Origin of the sequence: Lacisediminihabitans sp., assembly GCF_036404185.1 — a bacterium.
Lineage (GTDB): Bacteria > Actinomycetota > Actinomycetes > Actinomycetales > Microbacteriaceae > Lacisediminihabitans.
On record NZ_DASWPB010000171.1, the window covers coordinates 1 to 16,799 of the forward strand.

17 protein-coding genes are annotated in these 16,799 nt (G+C 67.2%); 9 read left to right on the forward strand and 8 right to left on the reverse strand.

The window, feature by feature from the left end; all coding sequences use genetic code 11:
• The first annotated feature begins 33 nt into the window (after positions 1-33).
• The 4 genes from VGC18_RS12105 to VGC18_RS12120 all read left to right on the forward strand — a co-directional run bounded on the left by VGC18_RS12105 (position 34) and on the right by VGC18_RS12120 (position 2,660).
• Complete coding sequence (locus tag VGC18_RS12105; protein WP_331097699.1) at positions 34-360, forward strand: CHY zinc finger protein; 327 nt, start codon at positions 34-36, stop codon at positions 358-360.
• A 353-nt stretch (positions 361-713) separates the two neighbouring features.
• Positions 714-1,463, forward strand: a complete 750-nt coding sequence (locus VGC18_RS12110) for a histidine phosphatase family protein (RefSeq protein ID WP_331097701.1) — start codon at positions 714-716, stop codon at positions 1,461-1,463.
• A complete protein-coding gene (locus VGC18_RS12115; RefSeq protein WP_331097703.1) occupies positions 1,447-2,334 on the forward strand; it encodes an NAD(P)H-hydrate dehydratase in 888 nt (295 codons plus the stop codon). Before VGC18_RS12110 ends, VGC18_RS12115 begins: the two co-directional genes overlap by 17 nt.
• Before the next feature lie 83 nt (positions 2,335-2,417).
• Positions 2,418-2,660 carry a hypothetical protein gene (locus VGC18_RS12120; protein ID WP_331097705.1) on the forward strand — a complete coding sequence of 81 codons (243 nt, stop codon included), beginning with the start codon at positions 2,418-2,420 and terminating at the stop codon, positions 2,658-2,660.
• 48 nt (positions 2,661-2,708) lie between these two features.
• Here VGC18_RS12120 and VGC18_RS12125 read toward each other — a convergent pair whose 3' ends face one another.
• The 4 genes from VGC18_RS12125 to VGC18_RS12140 are packed head-to-tail and all read right to left on the reverse strand — an operon-like array spanning position 2,709 to position 7,012.
• Positions 2,709-3,857 (reverse strand): glycosyltransferase, encoded by a 1,149-nt coding sequence (locus tag VGC18_RS12125; RefSeq protein ID WP_331097707.1) that lies wholly within the window; start codon positions 3,855-3,857, stop codon positions 2,709-2,711.
• Positions 3,854-4,885, reverse strand: a complete 1,032-nt coding sequence (locus tag VGC18_RS12130; protein ID WP_331097709.1) for a glycosyltransferase family 4 protein — start codon at positions 4,883-4,885, stop codon at positions 3,854-3,856. Before VGC18_RS12130 ends, VGC18_RS12125 begins: the two co-directional genes overlap by 4 nt.
• Positions 4,875-5,939, reverse strand: a complete 1,065-nt coding sequence (locus tag VGC18_RS12135; RefSeq protein ID WP_331097711.1) for a glycosyltransferase family 4 protein — start codon at positions 5,937-5,939, stop codon at positions 4,875-4,877. The genes VGC18_RS12130 and VGC18_RS12135 overlap by 11 nt, the downstream gene beginning before the upstream one ends.
• Positions 5,936-7,012, reverse strand: coding sequence for a glycoside hydrolase family 99-like domain-containing protein (locus tag VGC18_RS12140; RefSeq protein WP_331097713.1), 1,077 nt, complete (start codon positions 7,010-7,012; stop codon positions 5,936-5,938). The genes VGC18_RS12135 and VGC18_RS12140 overlap by 4 nt, the downstream gene beginning before the upstream one ends.
• Before the next feature lie 235 nt (positions 7,013-7,247).
• Here VGC18_RS12140 and VGC18_RS12145 point away from each other — a divergent pair, with 235 nt between their 5' ends.
• Together VGC18_RS12145 and VGC18_RS12150 are read left to right on the forward strand one after the other, a co-directional pair.
• On the forward strand, positions 7,248-8,108 hold the full coding sequence (locus tag VGC18_RS12145; RefSeq protein ID WP_331097715.1) for a hypothetical protein: 861 nt from the start codon (positions 7,248-7,250) through the stop codon (positions 8,106-8,108).
• Positions 8,109-8,172: 64 nt separating this feature from the next.
• Positions 8,173-9,060 (forward strand): glycosyltransferase family 2 protein, encoded by an 888-nt coding sequence (locus VGC18_RS12150; protein WP_331097731.1) that lies wholly within the window; start codon positions 8,173-8,175, stop codon positions 9,058-9,060.
• A gap of 17 nt (positions 9,061-9,077) precedes the next feature.
• Here VGC18_RS12150 and VGC18_RS12155 read toward each other — a convergent pair whose 3' ends face one another.
• A complete protein-coding gene (locus tag VGC18_RS12155) occupies positions 9,078-9,896 on the reverse strand; it encodes an ABC transporter permease (protein ID WP_331097717.1) in 819 nt (272 codons plus the stop codon).
• The gene (locus VGC18_RS12160) at positions 9,896-11,104 is read right to left on the reverse strand and encodes a polysaccharide ABC transporter ATP-binding protein (RefSeq protein ID WP_331097719.1); all 1,209 of its coding nucleotides are present in this window, start codon (positions 11,102-11,104) and stop codon (positions 9,896-9,898) included. Before VGC18_RS12160 ends, VGC18_RS12155 begins: the two co-directional genes overlap by 1 nt.
• Before the next feature lie 181 nt (positions 11,105-11,285).
• Between VGC18_RS12160 and VGC18_RS12165 the strand changes: the two genes are divergently transcribed.
• The gene (locus VGC18_RS12165) at positions 11,286-12,242 is read left to right on the forward strand and encodes a glycosyltransferase family A protein (RefSeq protein WP_331097721.1); all 957 of its coding nucleotides are present in this window, start codon (positions 11,286-11,288) and stop codon (positions 12,240-12,242) included.
• Positions 12,243-12,253: 11 nt separating this feature from the next.
• On the opposite strand, the gene VGC18_RS12170 is transcribed toward VGC18_RS12165, so the two are convergent.
• Positions 12,254-14,206, reverse strand: coding sequence for a glycosyltransferase (locus tag VGC18_RS12170; protein WP_331097723.1), 1,953 nt, complete (start codon positions 14,204-14,206; stop codon positions 12,254-12,256).
• A gap of 153 nt (positions 14,207-14,359) precedes the next feature.
• Between VGC18_RS12170 and VGC18_RS12175 the strand changes: the two genes are divergently transcribed.
• Both VGC18_RS12175 and VGC18_RS12180 read left to right on the forward strand, forming a co-directional pair.
• Positions 14,360-15,619, forward strand: coding sequence for an O-antigen ligase family protein (locus VGC18_RS12175; protein WP_331097725.1), 1,260 nt, complete (start codon positions 14,360-14,362; stop codon positions 15,617-15,619).
• The gene (locus VGC18_RS12180; RefSeq protein WP_331097727.1) at positions 15,616-16,194 is read left to right on the forward strand and encodes a hypothetical protein; all 579 of its coding nucleotides are present in this window, start codon (positions 15,616-15,618) and stop codon (positions 16,192-16,194) included. The genes VGC18_RS12175 and VGC18_RS12180 overlap by 4 nt, the downstream gene beginning before the upstream one ends.
• Before the next feature lie 102 nt (positions 16,195-16,296).
• Here the strand turns inward: VGC18_RS12180 and VGC18_RS12185 are convergent.
• On the reverse strand, positions 16,297-16,799 hold a 503-nt coding region (locus VGC18_RS12185; protein WP_331097729.1), incomplete at its 5' end, for a hypothetical protein.

The following is a 16,799-nucleotide window of genomic DNA, read 5'->3' on the forward strand; positions in this document are numbered from 1 at the left end:
GCTCGGAGACGCCCTCATCGCTCGGGGTGTGCGGTGAACGAAGCCCGGGTGCGCATCCTCGGCCCCGTGGTCGACGAGGAGACCCGCTGCATCCACTACAGGACGCCGCTCGACGTCATCGCGATCAGGTTCGCCTGCTGCGGCGAGTTCTATCCCTGTCACCTCTGCCATGCGGAGACCGCCGATCATCCTGCCGCACAGTGGCCGGTGGATTCTCGCGACGAGAGGGCGGTGGTCTGCGGGCTGTGCTGGCATCGGCTGACCATCGCGGAATACCTCGACGCGGATGTCTGCCCGGCCTGCGCCGCGCCGTTCAACCCGGGCTGCAAGCTCCACACCCACTTCTACTTCCAGGCCTGACGCCTTCGACGTCACCGCGAGTGGGACGCCCGTCGAGACGCCGTCCCCGTTCCATGCCGTCGGGCCCTGGTACTCCGACTTTCGGCAGACGACCGACGACGAGGTGATTGCCGCTCTCGCGGCGCATCGACGGGCCTAGGCAGACGACCGAGCGGATAGTACGCCACGATGCCCTCGACGGAAGCCCTTGTCGTGCCGCTCCGTCCGGGCTGAACTGGAAGGAGAGAAACGGAGAATGGCAGAGGAGCCGCCATGAAGGCAGTCGCGTTGAGAGGTCCATTCGAGGTGTCGGTGCAGGAGGTTCCCGACTTCCCCAGCGGGGGCTCGACGTCGGCCGGACCGCGCCTCGCGGCATGAGCCACACGCGGATGGGCGCCACCGAGCTCTGGCTGGTTCGTCACGGGGAGAGCACGGCGAATGCCGCCGCGTCGCGGGCGGAGGCGGAGGGGGCGATGACGATCGAGGTGGATCAACCGGACGCCGATGTGCCGCTGTCGCCGATCGGCCGGCGGCAGGCCGGTGCCCTGGGACGCCGGCTCCTGGAGACCGGCCCGGTCCTCGACGGTCTGTGGTCGTCTCCGTACCTGCGTGCTCAGCAGACGGCCGCGATCGCCCAGGAGCAGGCCGGGTTCGACCTGCCGATCCGGATCGACGAACGCCTGCGGGACCGCGAGCTCGGCATCCTGGACCTGTTGACCTCCGCGGGCGTGGAGAGCCGCCTTCCCGAGGAGGCCAGGAGGCGGCGGTGGCTGGGAAAGTTCTACTACCGGCCACCGGGAGGCGAGTCCTGGGCGGATGTCGCCCTGCGGGTGCGGTCCTTCCTCGGCGATCTGGACCACCGGGACGATCGAGGACGGGTGCTCGTCGTCGCCCACGATGCGGTCGTCATGCTCTTCCTCTACGTGTGCACCGGCCTGACCGAGCCGGAGCTGCTCGCCTTTTCGCGCACGCACACGGTGACCAATGCCTCCGTCACGAGGTTGTCGCGGCCGTCTGGTTTCGGGATCTGGTCGCTGGAGGAGTTCTCGAACGACGACCATGTCGCTCGAGAGGGTGTTCCGAGAACGGCGCATCCGGGGGATCAGGATGTCGCCATCCACTGAGGCAGGAGGTCGGGTCAGGGAGGTGACGCCGCAGGCGCTGCGGGAATGGCCCCTGCCGATCCCGTCGGGATCGAAATACAGCCGCGGGCAGATCGTTGTCGTCGGTGGCGCTCCCCGCTCACCGGGTGCCGCGCTGCTCGCGGGAGAGGCCGCGCTCCGGGTGGGCGCGGGGAGGCTGACCCTCGCGGTCGGCGCCTCGATCGCCGGCCAGATCGCCGTCGCCCTTCCGGAGTGCGGCGTGGTGTCGTTGGAGGAGACCGACGCGCGCCACGTCCGCGGGGCCGGCATCCGTGCCGCCGCCGACGACCTCGGTCACGCGGATACGATCCTCGTCGGCCCGGGCCTCGACGATCTGGACGAGACTCTCGCCCTTCTTCTGGCGCTGCCCGAACTGGTCCGGAGCGGGGCCACGGTGGTGCTCGACGCCTTTGCGCTCGGGGTTCTGTCGGAGGCACCGGAGGTGGCACGGGCGCTCGCAGGTCGGCTGATCCTGACGCCCAACCTGAGCGAGGCGGAAAGACTGGCGGGGCATCCGGTCGGCGATCTGGTGGAGGAGATTCCCTCGCTGGCGCGTCTCTACGGCGCGGTGATCAGCTGCCACAACGTGATCGCCGCACCGGGCGCCCGGCCGTGGTCGGTGAGCACGGGGACGGTCGGTCTCGCGACCTCCGGGAGCGGCGACGTTCTGGCTGGCGCCGTTGCCGGACTCGCCGCACGAGGCGCGATCCCGGAGCAGGCCGCGGTGTGGGGCACCTACCTGCACGCCACCGCGGGCGACCTGCTGGCGACGAGGATCGGGCCGGTGGGTTTTCTCGCGCGGGAGCTTCTGGCAGAGCTGCCAGCCATCCTGGATCGGATGCGACCGGAATGAGTCGCGAAATGTCCGATCATCACTCGGATTTCCCGGATGACGGCGAAACTGGGAAGTGAGGACTCAAAAGGGCGGAGGCAATCGTGCAGGACAGGCACAACGAGACGGGTGAGGTGCTCATCGACGTCGTTCGGCTGTCGGATCACGAATGGCGGGTCAGTGACCGGAACAGGCCGGAGAGCGACGGGCTCTCGGTCATCGGATTCGTGGAACGGGTCGGGGAACGACGATTCGAGGTCACACGACTCGGAGAGCCGGGCGCGAAGGTGCATTACCCGAGCCTGGATCTGTGCGTGGACGCCCTTGCCCGGGGACACGGTCGATAGCAGAGCGGTGGACACGGATGCCGAGCGCGTTGTGCTCGCCGTCGAACGTCATCGACTTACCCGGTGCCTGGGCGGGTCGTCGATGGCCCGGTCGATCTCGGCGCGGAAGGCGGCTGCGCGATCAGTCCAGTCCGGGATCCCTTCCCGCAGGACCGACGAGCGCCGGGGCGAGGCCACATCGAGAACGGTGTGTGCGAACTCGTCGGGTGCGGCGATCCACAGCTCGGCCTGTGCCGTGGCCTGGCGGAAACCCGCCACGGGAGTGCTCACGATCGGACGACCAGACGCGAGGTATTCGTAGAGCTTGATGGGATCGAGGCTTTCGGTGAAATCGGTGACAGCGTGAGGGACGATGAGGACATCCGCCCGGACCAGATAGGAGGGGACGGTGTCGAAACGTCGGGACCCGAGAAGACGGACGGACGGATGGGCGCGAAGGGCCTCTGCATTGCCCGGGCCGAGCGCGTTCGGGCCGATCAGGACGACGCGTCCGTCCTTCTCCGCGACGGCGTCCGCCGTCTCGAGCACGAGCGGCACATCGAGCCGATCCTCGTGCAGGGTTCCCGCATAGAGTGCCACCGGTCCTGCCGGGAGATCGTCGGGTGAGGGGAGGACTGGCGCGCGGTAGGCGTCGAGGTCCACGGCATTGGGGATGAGCACGACGGGTCGTACCGCGCCCTTGACCTTCTCGAGATCGGGCGAGCACACCACCACCACCTCGCTGAGGTCGAGCAGCGCCGCATCGTCCTCGATGATGGTGGCCCGCTGACGGCTTCCCCGTGACGCTCGCACCCAGTCGTCCGTGATGTCGTAGAGCGTCGGCCAGCCCTCCGCGCCGGCGAGGCCCCGCCACTTCGGATCGTTCACCCAGAGCAGATCAGGACGCCAGCCGAGGGCATCAAGCGTCTGCGTCGCCTGGCGTCGAAGGAGAACATCCGACAGCCGGCCGATGGCGCGCGGCAGCCACTTGGTCGCCTCGAGCGCGACGAGCCGGCCGTCGTATCCGTCGATGCTCCGCGCTCCGCTCCCACGTCGTGGTCGTCGTCTGGAGAGAACCTCGTGAATGGGATCGGGTGACGGCTCGATAAAAAGCACCCGCAGCCGGGGATCGGCGTTGAGCAGCCGGTGGACGAGGTGCTGATTGCGCCGCCAGACCCCGTCCCACGACTCCAACGAGCACACCACGATCGTGGTCATCGATACCGCACCTTCTCGTAGACGCGGATCGTCGCCTCGGTCTGCTGCTCGAGCGTGAAGCTCTCGCGTTGCCGGGTGCGCAGGGATCGCCCGTAGGCCCCTCGTCCGCCCTCGTCGTCGATGAGAGCGGCGAGGTGGGCGGCCAAGGCCCCCGCGTCGCCGGACGGGTACAGGGCGGCTCCCGGCACGGCTCCCACGGTCTCCAAATGCCCCGCGGAGGCTGTTGCGACGACTGGCAGTGCCAGCGCCATCGCCTCGAGAACGCCGAGCCCGTATGGCTCGAGGGGGGCCGTCGCGACCAGGATCGACGCCCGTCGCATCCACTCGTCGACATCGGTTCGGAAGCCGGCGAACTGGACGGATTCGGCCAATCCCCGTTCCTGTGCCAGTCGTTCCAGAGCCTCTCGTTGCGATCCCCGCCCGAGGATGTCGAGGCGCCAATCCTGCCGTGCCTCGCCGAGAAGCGCCCACGCTTCGATCGCGACCGCCGTCTCCTTCTCGGCCTCGAGGCGCTGCGCAATGAGAACGGTCCTCTCGCGGAGGCCGGGAATCGGCCCGAGATCGCTGACACCCGCACGAACGACCTCGCTGGGGCCCTCGATCCGGTCTGCCACGAATTGTGAGACGGCGATCTGGGCAGCGATGCGGACGCGGAGGAGACCGAACGCGGCCCGGCTCACGCCATTCCGTCCTCGGTGCGCGGCGAAATGCCGCGTGCTCACCACCGGGGCATGCACGGAGGCGCCGATCAGCACACCGGCGAGGTCGGCTGCGGTCATGTGGGTGTTCACGATGTCGACCGGCCGGAGGCCGCGAGCGGCGGAGGCGGCCTCCCATATCGTGGCCGCCGGGCGCCAGAGCACGTCGGCCGATTCGAGCGGCTCACGCATCATGTCCGGGGCGCCCCCGATGACGCTGACCTGCAGCCCGGCCGCCCGGAGCGCGAGAGCCGAGGTGAGCACGTGGCGCTCGACGCCGGCGAACCCGTCGCTGCACACGACGTGCAGCACGTGCAGGTCAGCGCCCATCCGCGTTCCCCCGGTAGAGCCTCTCGTACGCATCGACGATCCGACTCAGCGAGAAGGCCTCCTCCACCCTGTGTCTGCCGAGCCGTGCAAGCCGGTCACGTTCGGGCTCGTCGCGTAGGAGGTCGACGATGGCGGCACCGAGGTCATCCATCTCGACGAGCCGGCCGTCTCGTCCGTGCCGGGTGACGTACCGGGAACCGACGTTCGGCGTGGCGACGACGGGGACACCCGCGGCCATCGCCTCGACATAGGGGACGCCGAAGCCCTCGTAGCTCGACGGAAGGCAGAATGCCCACGCCCTCTGATAGGCCTCCACCATCGCGGCGTCGCTGACTTCGCCGAGCACGTGCACGCCCTGGCCGGGCTCGGCCGGGGCATCACGGCAGATCATCTCCAGCCGGGCATCGGGAAGCACGGGCGCGACCTGCTGGGAGAAGACCTGTGCGAGTGCTCGGCCGCGCTTGCGGTTCGCCCAGGTGCCGACGAACAGCACGGTGGGCACGGTCGCGCGCCTGCCAGGGACCGGGGTGAAACGTTCGGCGTCCACGCCGTTCGGGATGACCCGTCGAACCCACGGGTACCATCTCCGGGTGGCAGGGGAGACGACCACGGTCTCGTCGGCGACGATGCTCGCCAGCACCTCGCTGAATCCCAGCAGCACCATGCGCAGGCGGGCCACGAACCCCCTGATCCTGATCGCCTCCTCGAAGCACGAACCGTGGAGGGTGCGGATGTGCCGAGGCACCCGCCGTCGCCACATCCAATAGTCGTCTCCGTGGGCGTGGAGCACATCGTACGAGCCGAAATCGACCTTTCTCAGTTCCGTCGCGAACCGGAACGTGCGCAGCCGTCCCGTCAGCCGGATGTGCCGGTGCCCGTACGAGGCGCCCTCGACAGGCGGGCAGTCGCTGAACACGTCGACGTGATGTCCGCGCCTGGTGAGCTCGGTGGCGAGTTCGTGCACCTGGTAGCCGACGCCGATCTTACTTCCGCTCGGCAGGTAGTAGGAGATCATGGCTATCCGCAGCGGACGCGTGTCCGTGGCTGCACTCACGATGCTTCGAGCCCCCGCTTGAGTGCCTCCAGCCACGCCCGGCCGTGTTCGAGATCCGGCTCGAGGTAGTTGCCCTCCGCCCACTCGTTCCACGACTTGATCCAGAGCAGGCGTTCCTGGGGTGGCCTTTCCGCCAGGGTGCTCGCGGCCGTGTGCACGTTGTGTCCGAATTTCTCCGGCAGCGATCCGGTGAGCACCAGGCCTCGATTGCCGGAGCGAGGGGTGTTGTCCCAGTTCGGATACACGCTTGGCTGAAGCCGGGGATTATGGCGCACCGGGTCCCAGATCGCGGGATCGGTGGAGTACGGATACCGCTCCGGCGCGCCCAGCTTGCGACCGACCCGCATCCGGAGGACATCGAATCCCGTCTGGCGGGCCGGGAGACGGACGTAGACGCCCGAGTCGAACCCATCCTCCGCCAGGGAGGCATAGCGGGGTCCCCCCCCCAGAAGATCGCTCACCTCGGCGACGAGATAGAGGCCCTCGAGACCAGCCGCGCGCGCCATGCCCTGCCAGCGGTCCACGAAGGCCGAGGCATCGGGAAGCTCCTCGGGCCGGAACACATAGAACACCGGCTTGTCGTCGACCCGAAGATAGCGGGGATCTTTGAACGCCTCGAGGATGGTGTCGAAATGCAGCTGATCGTCCTCCGGGCCCGGATAGGTCTGTTCTCGCAGCATCCGGTTCTCTGCGGCGTGCCAGATGCCGGTCCACGATTGATTCGCCCACCCGAGGACGAATTTCAGATCCGGTGATCCCGAAGCCATGACCTCGCTGAAGGGACGTTCGAGGATGCGCGAGCCGGCACCGAACCAATAGTGCCAATAGCAGAACGCCTCGATGCCGTACTCCGCCGCGAGGTTCGCTTGGGCCTCGCGCGCTTCGGGCAGGCGCAGGTCGTAGAAGCCCAGGTCGGCGGGAAGGTGCGGTTGCACGTGTCCGCGGAACAGGGGACGGGCCTTCGCCGCGTTGGTCCATTCGGTGAACCCCGGGCCCCACCAGGCATTGTTCTCCGGAATCGGATGAAACTGCGGCAGGTAGAACGCCACTGCGCGAGCTGCGGGCGTCGTCATCGTTCGGCAGACGAGTCGTGGGACGCGATCTCGCGGACGGCGTCCGGCAGCACTGGCTCTCCACCGCGAAGCTCCACGATCCCCCCGATTGTTCCTGTTCCGGGATGCCCGCGGTACGGATCGCCCCGCTGTCCCTGTTCCCGCCGATCCTATCCGATGGCACCTGCCGCGAGACCGGTTCCGCGACACCACCGGGATCCTCGGTGGTCGCCCTAGAATGACTGCGGAGGGGAGTATGCCTGTGCGGCGACTGGGAGCGTATGTCCTGCCGGGCGACACCGACTGGCTTGCGAAGAGTCTCGGTCGGTACTATCCGCTGCTCTCCGAGCTCGTTGTCGTCGTTCCCCGCGATTCGCGGGGCTGGACCGGCGTGATGATTCCCGTGGCCGAGGCCTTGGCCGTGATCACATCCATCGACCATCGCTCGATCATGCGCGTGGTGGAGGGCGAGTGGATAGATGCCGCCGATCCGATGCGTGCCGAGACAGCGCAGCGCCGACGGGCCATCGACGAACTGCGCGGATCCGTCGACTGGGTCCTCCAGATCGACAATGACGAGTGGATGCCCGATCTCGAGATCCTCGAGACGGCCCTGGACGTGGCAGAGGCGCGCGGAGCGGTCGCTCTGGAATGGCCGATGCGGGTGCTGTACCGGCGCACCAGCAGCGCGGTCTACGAGGTCGTCGCGGCGGACGGCAATCCCGTCTACGACTTCCCCGGCCCCATCGCCATCCGGCCGGAGGCGACCCTGGTCTACTCCAGGAGGGTCGAGGGAGAGTTCCTCCGCGCCCACGTCATGGGCGACCACAGATCGCTGCAACTGCGTCGTCAGCCGGAGCCGGGCGAGCATCGCTGGTCGGGACTGAAACACGACCAGGCGATCATCCACAACTCGTGGGCCCGCTCGCCCGTCGACATCCGTCGAAAGCTCAGATCGTGGGGTCACACGGGCGATGCCCGGTTCGGTCTCTATTACTGGCTCCGCTGGTGGCCCACGCCGCTCACCTGGCGGCTGCAGCGTAACATCCATCCGCTCTCATCCGCTCTCTGGCCACGACTCGCCAGACGCCCGCTGTCGGCTGAGCTCGTTGACTGACGATCACGGCACCGTCGTGTCCGTATCCGGTGCAACCGACGGTAGCCTCCTGCACGTCGTTGTTGTGCTCTCCTGGAACGGTCGCGACGATACCCTGGGCTGTGTGGGCTCGCTTGTCAACGGATCACCGGAGGTGACGGTCCTTGTGGTCGACAACGGCTCGTCCGACGGGACTCTCGAGGCCGTGCGATCTGCGTGGCCGTCCGTCTCGACGCTGCAGACCGGCACGAACCTCGGTTTCTCGGGAGGCATGAACCGGGGCATCCGCTGGGCGCTGGATCGAGGTGCGAGCTGCGTGACGGTGCTCAACAACGACACGGTCATCCCGGAGGGGGCCATGCGGGCGTTGCGAGAGGCGGCTGCACGAGGGCTCGCGGTGAGCCCTGAAGTGATGTACAGGGACTCTCCGCACGAGATCTGGTTCGGCGAGGGCGTCATCGACCGAGAGCTCGGGTTTCCCCACCACGTCGCGCCGGTGAACCTGGGGAGCTGCCAGGCCGGTCTGCGGCCGTCCGCGGTCCTCTCCGGATGCTGCGTGACCGCGTCGGCGGCGGTGTGGCGACACGTTGGGCTGTTCGACGAGCGCTTCTTCCTCGACTTCGAGGACTCCGAATGGAGCGTGCGAGCGGTGGCGAGGGGAGTCGGGCTCGCGGTGGTCTGCGACGTGCGGATCCTGCATGCCGTGTCGGCATCGTTCCGTGGCGCCGCAGCCCCCCTGGGCACCTTCTACTATGTGCGGAACGGACTCCTCTTCAATCGTCTCATCGGAGGGAACATCCCCTCGCGATGGCGGTTTCTGCGTCGTCGGGGCGTCTCCGGACTCCGTGATCGCTCCGGGAGGGATCGGATCCGCATGGCCGCTGTCATCGGCTGGGCGGTGGCGGCTTACCTGGCCCGCTCGTTCGGGCCTGCCCCCCGGTCTCTCCAACGGATGGCCGCACGATGGGGGTGAGCCCCGGCTGCGGTCGATCAGATGACGTCGGCGAATCCGCGTTCCATCTTCTGAAAGACGAGAACCCCACCGCCGAACACCGCGAGAGAGGTCACGATCAATGCGACGACCTGCCAGGGCTCGGCGAGGTCCTGTCCGAGCAGCGACCACCGAAAGACCTCCATCAGCCAGGTGAGCGGATTCAGCTCGAACAACCAGGTGAGGCCGACGGGAACCGCGCTGATCGAGTAGGCGATCGGGGTCGCGTAGAGGAGGATCTGCAGAAGCCAGGGCAGCACATAGGCGATGTCGCGGTATTTCACGGTGAGAGCCGACGCCGCGATGCCCACCCCCGACGCCAATAGGACCGTGAGAAGCAGCCACACCGGTGTCAGCAATACCGGCCAGCCCGGGTTGATGCGGAACACGATCAGCAGGACGACGAACATCGCGAAGGCGACGGCGAAGTCGAGCAACACCGAGATGATGCTGGAGAGGGGCACGAGCATCCTCGGGAAGAAGACTCGCGACACGAGCGACTGGTTCGCGACGAGGGAGCCGGACGACCGGGTGACGATGCCGTTGAACGCATTCCAGGCGAGCATCCCCGCGAAGCTGAAGACGAAGTACGGGATGCCGTTCGTCGGAAGGTTGGCGACCAGACCGAAGACGATGGAGAAGACGCCGGCGGCGATGAGGGGCTGGAGGATCACCCACGCCAGTCCGACGACGGTCTGCCGGTAGCGGAGGACGATGTCCCGCACGCCGAACCGATAGAACACCTCGCGGGCATCCCACAGCTCGCGCCAGGCGGGGAGGTTGAGCCGCCCGGGGGGACGGATGATCGTGCGCACCATCAGCCCACCTCGTATCGGAAATCGGCGAGCACACGCCCGTGTGCCAGGGCCTCATCGGAGGCGAGCTCCGGATACGGCGATGAGGGGAGCACCTCGATCGTGTCCGCTCCCTCCCAGGCGTCGAGGATGCCCGCCTGACACAGATACATGTCGACCGTGTAGCGGCCGGGACGTAGCCAGGGGGAGGCGATGATGAGGACTCCACGATTCTCACGAGCGGGATCGAACCAGGTCCCGGTGAGCCGCGAGTCGCATTGCAGCACGATGTTGCCGTCGGCGTCGTTGATGTGACACGAGACGAAGTACTTGCCGACGATCTCCGGCCCCGCGCCGACCTCGAACTCCACGACCTTGTCGTCGCGCGGATCGATGGTCTGGAGGACGGCGGCGACGCGCGTGAACCGCAGCGTCCCCGTTCCCGGTCGCAGGTGCGCGTCGAGTTGCTGTGTCTGAAAGTGCTCGAACGAGTCGCGGTATGCGGCGAAGGCGCCGTCGACACTGCCATGGTAGGAGAGCTGCCCCCGCTCCAGGAACATCGCCGACGTGCAGAGGGCGGTCACCGTCTGCGCCTGGTGGCTGACATAGAGCACTGTGCGGCCGTCCCTGGCCACATCGCGCATCTTGGCGAGCGACTTCGCCTGGAACTCGGCGTCACCGACGGCGAGTACCTCGTCGATCGCGAGGATCTCGGTGTCGAGATGAGCCGCCACGGAGAACGCGAGGCGCACGTACATTCCCGAGGAGTATCGCTTGACCGGAGTGTCGAGGAATCTCGCGACACCGGAGAACTCGACGATCTCGTCGAACCGTCGGATGATCTCCTTCCTCGTCATGCCCAGGAGAGCCCCGTTGAGGAAGATGTTCTCTCGGCCCGTCAACTCGGGATGGAACCCGGTCCCCACCTCGAGAAGGGATCCGACCCGCCCCCCGAGGTCGATGAGCCCCGAGGTCGGCGCCGTGATGCGCGTGAGCAGCTTGAGCAGGGTGCTCTTGCCCGCCCCGTTGCGGCCGATGATGCCTACCGCCTCCCCCCAGGGAAGGTCGACGGTGACGTCGAACAGCGCCGAGAACGTCTCGTACCGCGCACGGGCGAACGGGTTCCTGAGGCGGTTCAGCACGGCATCGGTGATCCGGTTGGTGCGCTCATGCGCCGAGGCGATGCGGTAAGACTTCGAGAGACCCACCGTCGAGATGGCAGTATCCCGCATGTCCGTTTGCTCCCCGACCAACTGGCTCACCACGCACGCCCTGCGCGTGGGGACAGGCTACACCAGCGGGGCGAAGCTCCAAGCGCCGCCAGCCGTGGGATACTGACCGGGATCGGGGATCGTCCGGACGAACGCCGAACGAGATGCTATCGGCGCATCGCCGTTTGCCGGGAGGAGCCGCATGAACGCGACAGAGGACCGGCGGATCGCCACGGTCGTCATTCCCGCCTACAACGGTGCACGGCTCCTCGGACATACGCTGGACAGCCTTGCCGCCCAGACGGTCGGGCCGATCGACGTAATCGTCGTCGACGACGGTTCGACCGATGAGACCGTCGACGTCGCTTCCGCACATCCAGTGGTCACCCGGGTGATCCGTCAAGAGCATCACGGGGTTGCGGTGGCCCGCAACAGGGGCCTCGCCGTCGCGGACACCAGCTGGATCGGCTTCGTCGACCAGGACGATCTGTGGCATCGTGAGCGGTTGGAGACTCTGCTGCTCCTGGCGGAGACGACCGGGGCCCTGGCGGTCGCGACCACCGAGCTGCCGTTCGCCGTGGTCACGGATCGTGAGGCGCTCGCGGCGATCGGGGACGGTCGCGACGACTGGCCCCAGCGTTGGATCGCGCCGGGAGCGGAAGACGATTTGTTCTCGTCGCCGGAACCGTTCGGGTCCGGCGAGGTGTCGACGATCTCCGCCGGGCGGTTGATGCAGGGAGCCGCGATGCTGACGACGGCTGTGCTCTACGACCGGGAGACGGCGATCGCGGCGGGCGGCTTCGCTCCGCACGCGCGTGCCCTGGACGACCATGTGCTCAACATCAATCTGGCCAGAATCACCGGGCCGATTCCGAGGGTCGATTCGAAACAGCTGCTGTATCGTGTGCATCCAGAGTCCACCTCGACGGTCTCTCCGATGGTCGGGCCGTTCCTGTCGATGCAAGCGGCAATGCGGCTGGGCGGCATGCCGGACATGGACGCCGGGATAGGACCGAACGTGGAGCACCTGCTCTACAACCTCCACCGCTCAGGACTTTCGGCGCGCGATCAGCGTGCTCTCCTCGAGCTCACCGTCCCGTACGATCAGCGCTGGCGTTGGCGGATGCGCTGGCTTGCACGCCGGTGGCGGATCCGCTAGAGAACGTGTGGTCAAGCGGGGCGGTTCGCCTCGTCCAGACCGTCCTTGGTGAAGAGATCACGTCGCCGTAGCGCGGCGGCGCGCCTCGTTCCGGTCGATACCGCCGCACGCAGCCGTGCCCCGAACAGATTGGCGAGTCGGAATGACTCCCAACCACGGGGGCCGTGATGTTTGAGCATGAACGTCCTGAGGCTCGTGTAGAAGTGCCATTCGCGTTCGCGAGGATCCTCGCTCGCACCACCCCCTTCGTGCATGGCCGTCGCGTCGGCGACGTCGATCAGCCATCCGCGCTGGCGGGCACGAAGTTGCCAGTCGGTTTCCTCGGCATAGAGGAAGAACCGTTCATCGAGCCACCCGACGTCCTTGAGCGCTTCGGAGCGCAGCAGCAGCACGGAGCCGATGGCGAACCCGTGGCGCATGTGCAGACGCCCAAGGCCGACAGCGACTGCCCATGCTCCGAGGGGGGTGGGGAATGGCCACCAGACTCGGACCGGTGCGGTGGTGCCCGGAACGAATTGGCGTGCGCCGACGGCAGCCGTCCGCGACGAGGAACGGAGCTTTGCGCTCATCAGCTCCACCTGGTCCGCGGTGATTCGCGCATCGGGATTGAGTAGGAGCACATCCATGTCTTCGTCTTCGCCCTGCACCGTCCGAAGACCGAGGTTCACCCCCGCAGCGAACCCTCGATTTCGCTTGGCATCCACATATCGTGCACCGTGCCGTTCCGCGACCAACCTGGTCTCGGAGAGACCGGAGTTGTCGACGACGATCACGGGAAAGGAGCCGTCCAGCGTCGCCAAGCATCCGTCGAGATCATCTGGTGGCCCGAATGCGACGATGAGCACGCACAGCGGTCTGCGGGAAATTTCTTCGTTCGATCTCCTCACAATTCGGTCGTATAGCCGCTCCTGCGCCTCGGCGACTCGACTCCAGGCGAACAACGGGGCGCGTTCCAGTCCCGCCTCGCGCAGCTCGGCCCATCGACGCGGCTCCAGCGCCGTCGCGAGGGCACGCGCGAGATCGGCCGGATCGTCGGGAGAGCAGAGGACTCCCGCTTCTCCTACCACCTCGGGTAGCGCTCCACTGGCGCTCGCGACGACGGGCACCCCGGAGGCCATGCCCTCGACGACGACGCGTCCGAACTGCTCGCGCCAGCCGGGTGTCGGCCGCGAGGGGACGGCGAGCACGTCGAGCTCCCGATAGCGGGCGCCGAGGCCGGCGCCGTCGGTGAAGCCGAGGAATTCGACCCGATGCTCGATACCGAGCTCCTTAGCCCGATCGGTCAGCTCCTTCCGTTCGGAGCCGTCTCCGGTGATCCGCAGCGTCCACTCCGGATGCGGGGCGATGGCGTCGAGAAGGACATCGACACCCTTGTGCGGTTCCAGCCGTCCGATGTAGCCGATGACCGCGTGGGCAGCGGGAGGTGGCCGGTCGGCGGCGCCGAACGCGTCGAGGTCGACGCCGAGAGGGAGGTACACCGCTCTGCCCGCCAAGCCCTTGTCGTTCAGGATCTCACCGGCCTCGCGATTGCAGACATAGGCCGCGGATGCGCCGCGGAGTGAGAGCCGTTCGAACATGCGGAAGGGGAAGGGGTAGGTCTTCCTGATGTTCTGGGCGGAGTAGAGCACATAGGGAGCGCGGCTCCGTCGCAGCCATCGCAACGTCAGCACTTCCGCCGTCGCGAGGGCGTTGGGCTCCTCGTGCAGATCAATCAGGTCGGGGCCTTCGCCGAGTGCTCTCCAGATGGGCAACGGATCGAAGAGGAAGACGCTGGGATGGGTGCCGATCGTTCTCGCGCCCCGGACGAAGGTGTCTTCGCCGGGTTCGAGTCTGACGATCCGGCCGCCTCCGTTCCATCGTTTCGCGGAGATCAGCGTCAGATCGACGCCCAGGAGGCGCAACTCGCGCTCGCGCTGGCGCCAGGCCGATACAGGAGCATGATGAGCGACCCGCAAGACCCTCATCGAATGCCCCCATCACGAACTCGTGCTCAGCAGTCTATGCGCGGCGTATCGCGAGAGCTGTCCCCGGGAGTCTTGCCGCCGAGAGATACGATTGCCGCTATGCGGGCGATGGGGTGGAATCGGACGGCTGTCCTTCTGGCAGGCGTGTTGACGGTGGCAGTCGTCGGCGGCATCGTCGGCGTGCTGAGCGCCCAGGCCGCCTTGCTCGCGCTTGCGCTCGCCGTCACGGTGCTCGCCGTCGGAGTGTCCTGTGTCGAGCCGCGGGCGATCCCCGTCCTCGCCATCCCCGCCTGCCTCGTGATGACGCGCGTCATCGGTATCGTCAGCGTGTCGGACGTGGTGCTCGCCGCCGCGACGGCCGTGTCCCTGTTCCTCGTGCGGGGAAGGATGTCGGCGGCGCTGCGGCCGTTGCTGTGGTCGGGGACCGTCTACCTGGCGGTGACGGTGCCGACGCTCATCCTCAATCCGTATGCACAGAACCTCATCGAGTGGGTGCACGAGGTTGTCCTCGTGCTCGGCGGCATGGTGGTCGGATATGCTGTCGGACTCACGGGAGCGGCCAGGGCGGCACTCTCCTCCTATGTCATATTGTCCGCCGCCATCGGGGTCGTCGCGGCCGTCGTCGCCGTCCTGTCTTTGCTCCGGACGGGCGCTTTCCAGCCCGTCTACCTCCCGTCTCTGCACAAGAACTTCATCGGAGGCTCTCTCGCCACAGCGGCCGTCATCGCGGCAGCGCGACCTCCGTGGATCGGCTGGCGGCGACGTACGTCGTATCTTCTCGTCGTACTGTGCATCCTGGGAGTCGTGGCGGCCCAGTCGCGGCAGGGGCTCGTCGCTCTCGTGGTGGGCTTTCTCATCCTGACGCTCCGGTTTCGTCGTCGTGCGGGGAGTTGGAGCCGGTTGGTCTGGCTTCTCGCCATTCCTGTGATGTTCTATGTCGTCGGCGAGGTGAACACGCAGCTGGCAAGCGACAACCTCCACAATTCGGCTCATCAGAGACTCACCTGGTTCAGCCAGTCCGTCGATGTTTGGCTTCATTCCCCCGTCTTCGGAGTAGGAATGCGCTGGTGGTACACAGACCGATTTCCTTCGCTCTTCCAACCTCCGAATGCAGAGTTCGAGGTGCTCACCACCACCGGGGTGGTGGGCCTCGTGGGATTCCTCGTCATGTTCGCGGGCGGTCTGTGGGTGCTCGCTCATCTCGACCCGGTGTATGGCACGGTCGGCCTCGCCGTCGTCCTCACGCGCTTCGTTCAGGCGCAGTTCGACCTCTATTGGGTCGCCGGTCAGGCATCCCTGTTGTGGATCGTCGCGGGGATCTGCATCGGCATGCAGGCCCGCGATCGAGCCCGTGCCGATCCCGCGATGTGGACGGCACCGCCCGGTCGTAGCCTCACGAGACCTCGCACATGAGTACAGACGTCATCCATGTCATCACGCCCGGCGATCACTACTCTCCGAGAACCGGCTCCGCGATTCCCTCCGTCGTGCACGGGCTGGCCTCGGCCGCGCGGGCGGCCGGCGACGACGCTGATTTCCCCCCGTACGTGATGGTCGACGGCTCAACCATGCATCCCCGTTACGACTCCGCTCTGCCGATCGAGTACCCGGGGGAACCTCGGCCCGGTAGGACACAACGGTATGCGGACGTGATCGGCTCGCGTCTCGGCAGGGCGCGGACAAATGCCGTTCGGTACATCCGTCCGCTCGCCCGTGAGCTCCGTCTGCGTCGCTCGGGTATCGTCGTCGCGCACAATCTGCCGGTGTTGTCGTCTCTTCTCGACGACGGCGGTCACCGGGTCGTGCTCTATGCACACAACGACATCCTGCGCAGCTATTCGCGGCGGGAGCTGGATCGGACGCTCGGCGGGATGGAGGTGGTCGTCTGCGTCAGTCGATCGCTTGCGGCGACGACCGCCGGGCGCCTTCCGACTGCGCTCGCCGCGAAGGTGCGGGTGGTGACGAGCGGAGCCGATTGCCGGAGATGATGAGAAGGGCCGATTTCCTCGTCGTACCGTCGACGTGGCCGGATCCCAGCCCTCTGATCATCGTGGCGCGAGTTCGCCGGGATTCTCCGCGACCTCGACTCCTCAGCGGTCGGGTAGCCCCTCCCTGGCGTCGCCTGCTCTGAGCCCGTCGAACATCGTGACGAGCGCGGTATCCACCTGGGCGGCCATCGCCCGCCATGCTCTCATCGGCGAGGCGATGGGGTCCGCGATGTCGTCTCCCGGATCGGCACCGATGGCCTCATCTCGCGGGCGTGCGGCGGCAACCTCGTCCAGCCACGGGCGCAACGGGACGCCTGACGGTCGCGGATGCTCGGACAACCAGCGTGCGAACTGCTTGAGGGTGAAGACCCGCGGCCACAGCGTCGGGTCGACCGCCAGCACCTCGCGAACGTGTTCCCGGGACATCCCGATCACGACATCTGCGGTCGTGAGATCGCTCGGTGCGATCTGGCGGCTCACGTGCTGGCTCAACTCGAGGCCGAGCTCGGCCGCAAGCTTGAGCCCGGTAGCGGGTACCGGATGCCCGCCGGGCAACAGGCCGGCGGATCGGATGACGAGGTCGAGTCGGTCCGCCCGGCGCTCCG

Excerpts from the sequence above, each read along its gene's own strand:
- VGC18_RS12110 (WP_331097701.1), top strand. The coding sequence starts at position 714 with ATGAGCCACACGCGGATGGGCGCCACCGAGCTCTGGCTGGTTCGTCAC.
- VGC18_RS12115 (WP_331097703.1), top strand. The coding sequence starts at position 1,447 with ATGTCGCCATCCACTGAGGCAGGAGGTCGGGTCAGGGAGGTGACGCCG.
- VGC18_RS12125 (WP_331097707.1), bottom strand. The coding sequence starts at position 3,857 with ATGACCACGATCGTGGTGTGCTCGTTGGAGTCGTGGGACGGGGTCTGG.
- VGC18_RS12130 (WP_331097709.1), bottom strand. The coding sequence starts at position 4,885 with ATGGGCGCTGACCTGCACGTGCTGCACGTCGTGTGCAGCGACGGGTTC.
- VGC18_RS12140 (WP_331097713.1), bottom strand. The coding sequence starts at position 7,012 with ATGACGACGCCCGCAGCTCGCGCAGTGGCGTTCTACCTGCCGCAGTTT.
- VGC18_RS12145 (WP_331097715.1), top strand. The coding sequence starts at position 7,248 with ATGCCTGTGCGGCGACTGGGAGCGTATGTCCTGCCGGGCGACACCGAC.
- VGC18_RS12155 (WP_331097717.1), bottom strand. The coding sequence starts at position 9,896 with ATGGTGCGCACGATCATCCGTCCCCCCGGGCGGCTCAACCTCCCCGCC.
- VGC18_RS12160 (WP_331097719.1), bottom strand. The coding sequence starts at position 11,104 with ATGCGGGATACTGCCATCTCGACGGTGGGTCTCTCGAAGTCTTACCGC.
- VGC18_RS12165 (WP_331097721.1), top strand. The coding sequence starts at position 11,286 with ATGAACGCGACAGAGGACCGGCGGATCGCCACGGTCGTCATTCCCGCC.
- VGC18_RS12170 (WP_331097723.1), bottom strand. The coding sequence starts at position 14,206 with ATGAGGGTCTTGCGGGTCGCTCATCATGCTCCTGTATCGGCCTGGCGC.
- VGC18_RS12180 (WP_331097727.1), top strand. The coding sequence starts at position 15,616 with ATGAGTACAGACGTCATCCATGTCATCACGCCCGGCGATCACTACTCT.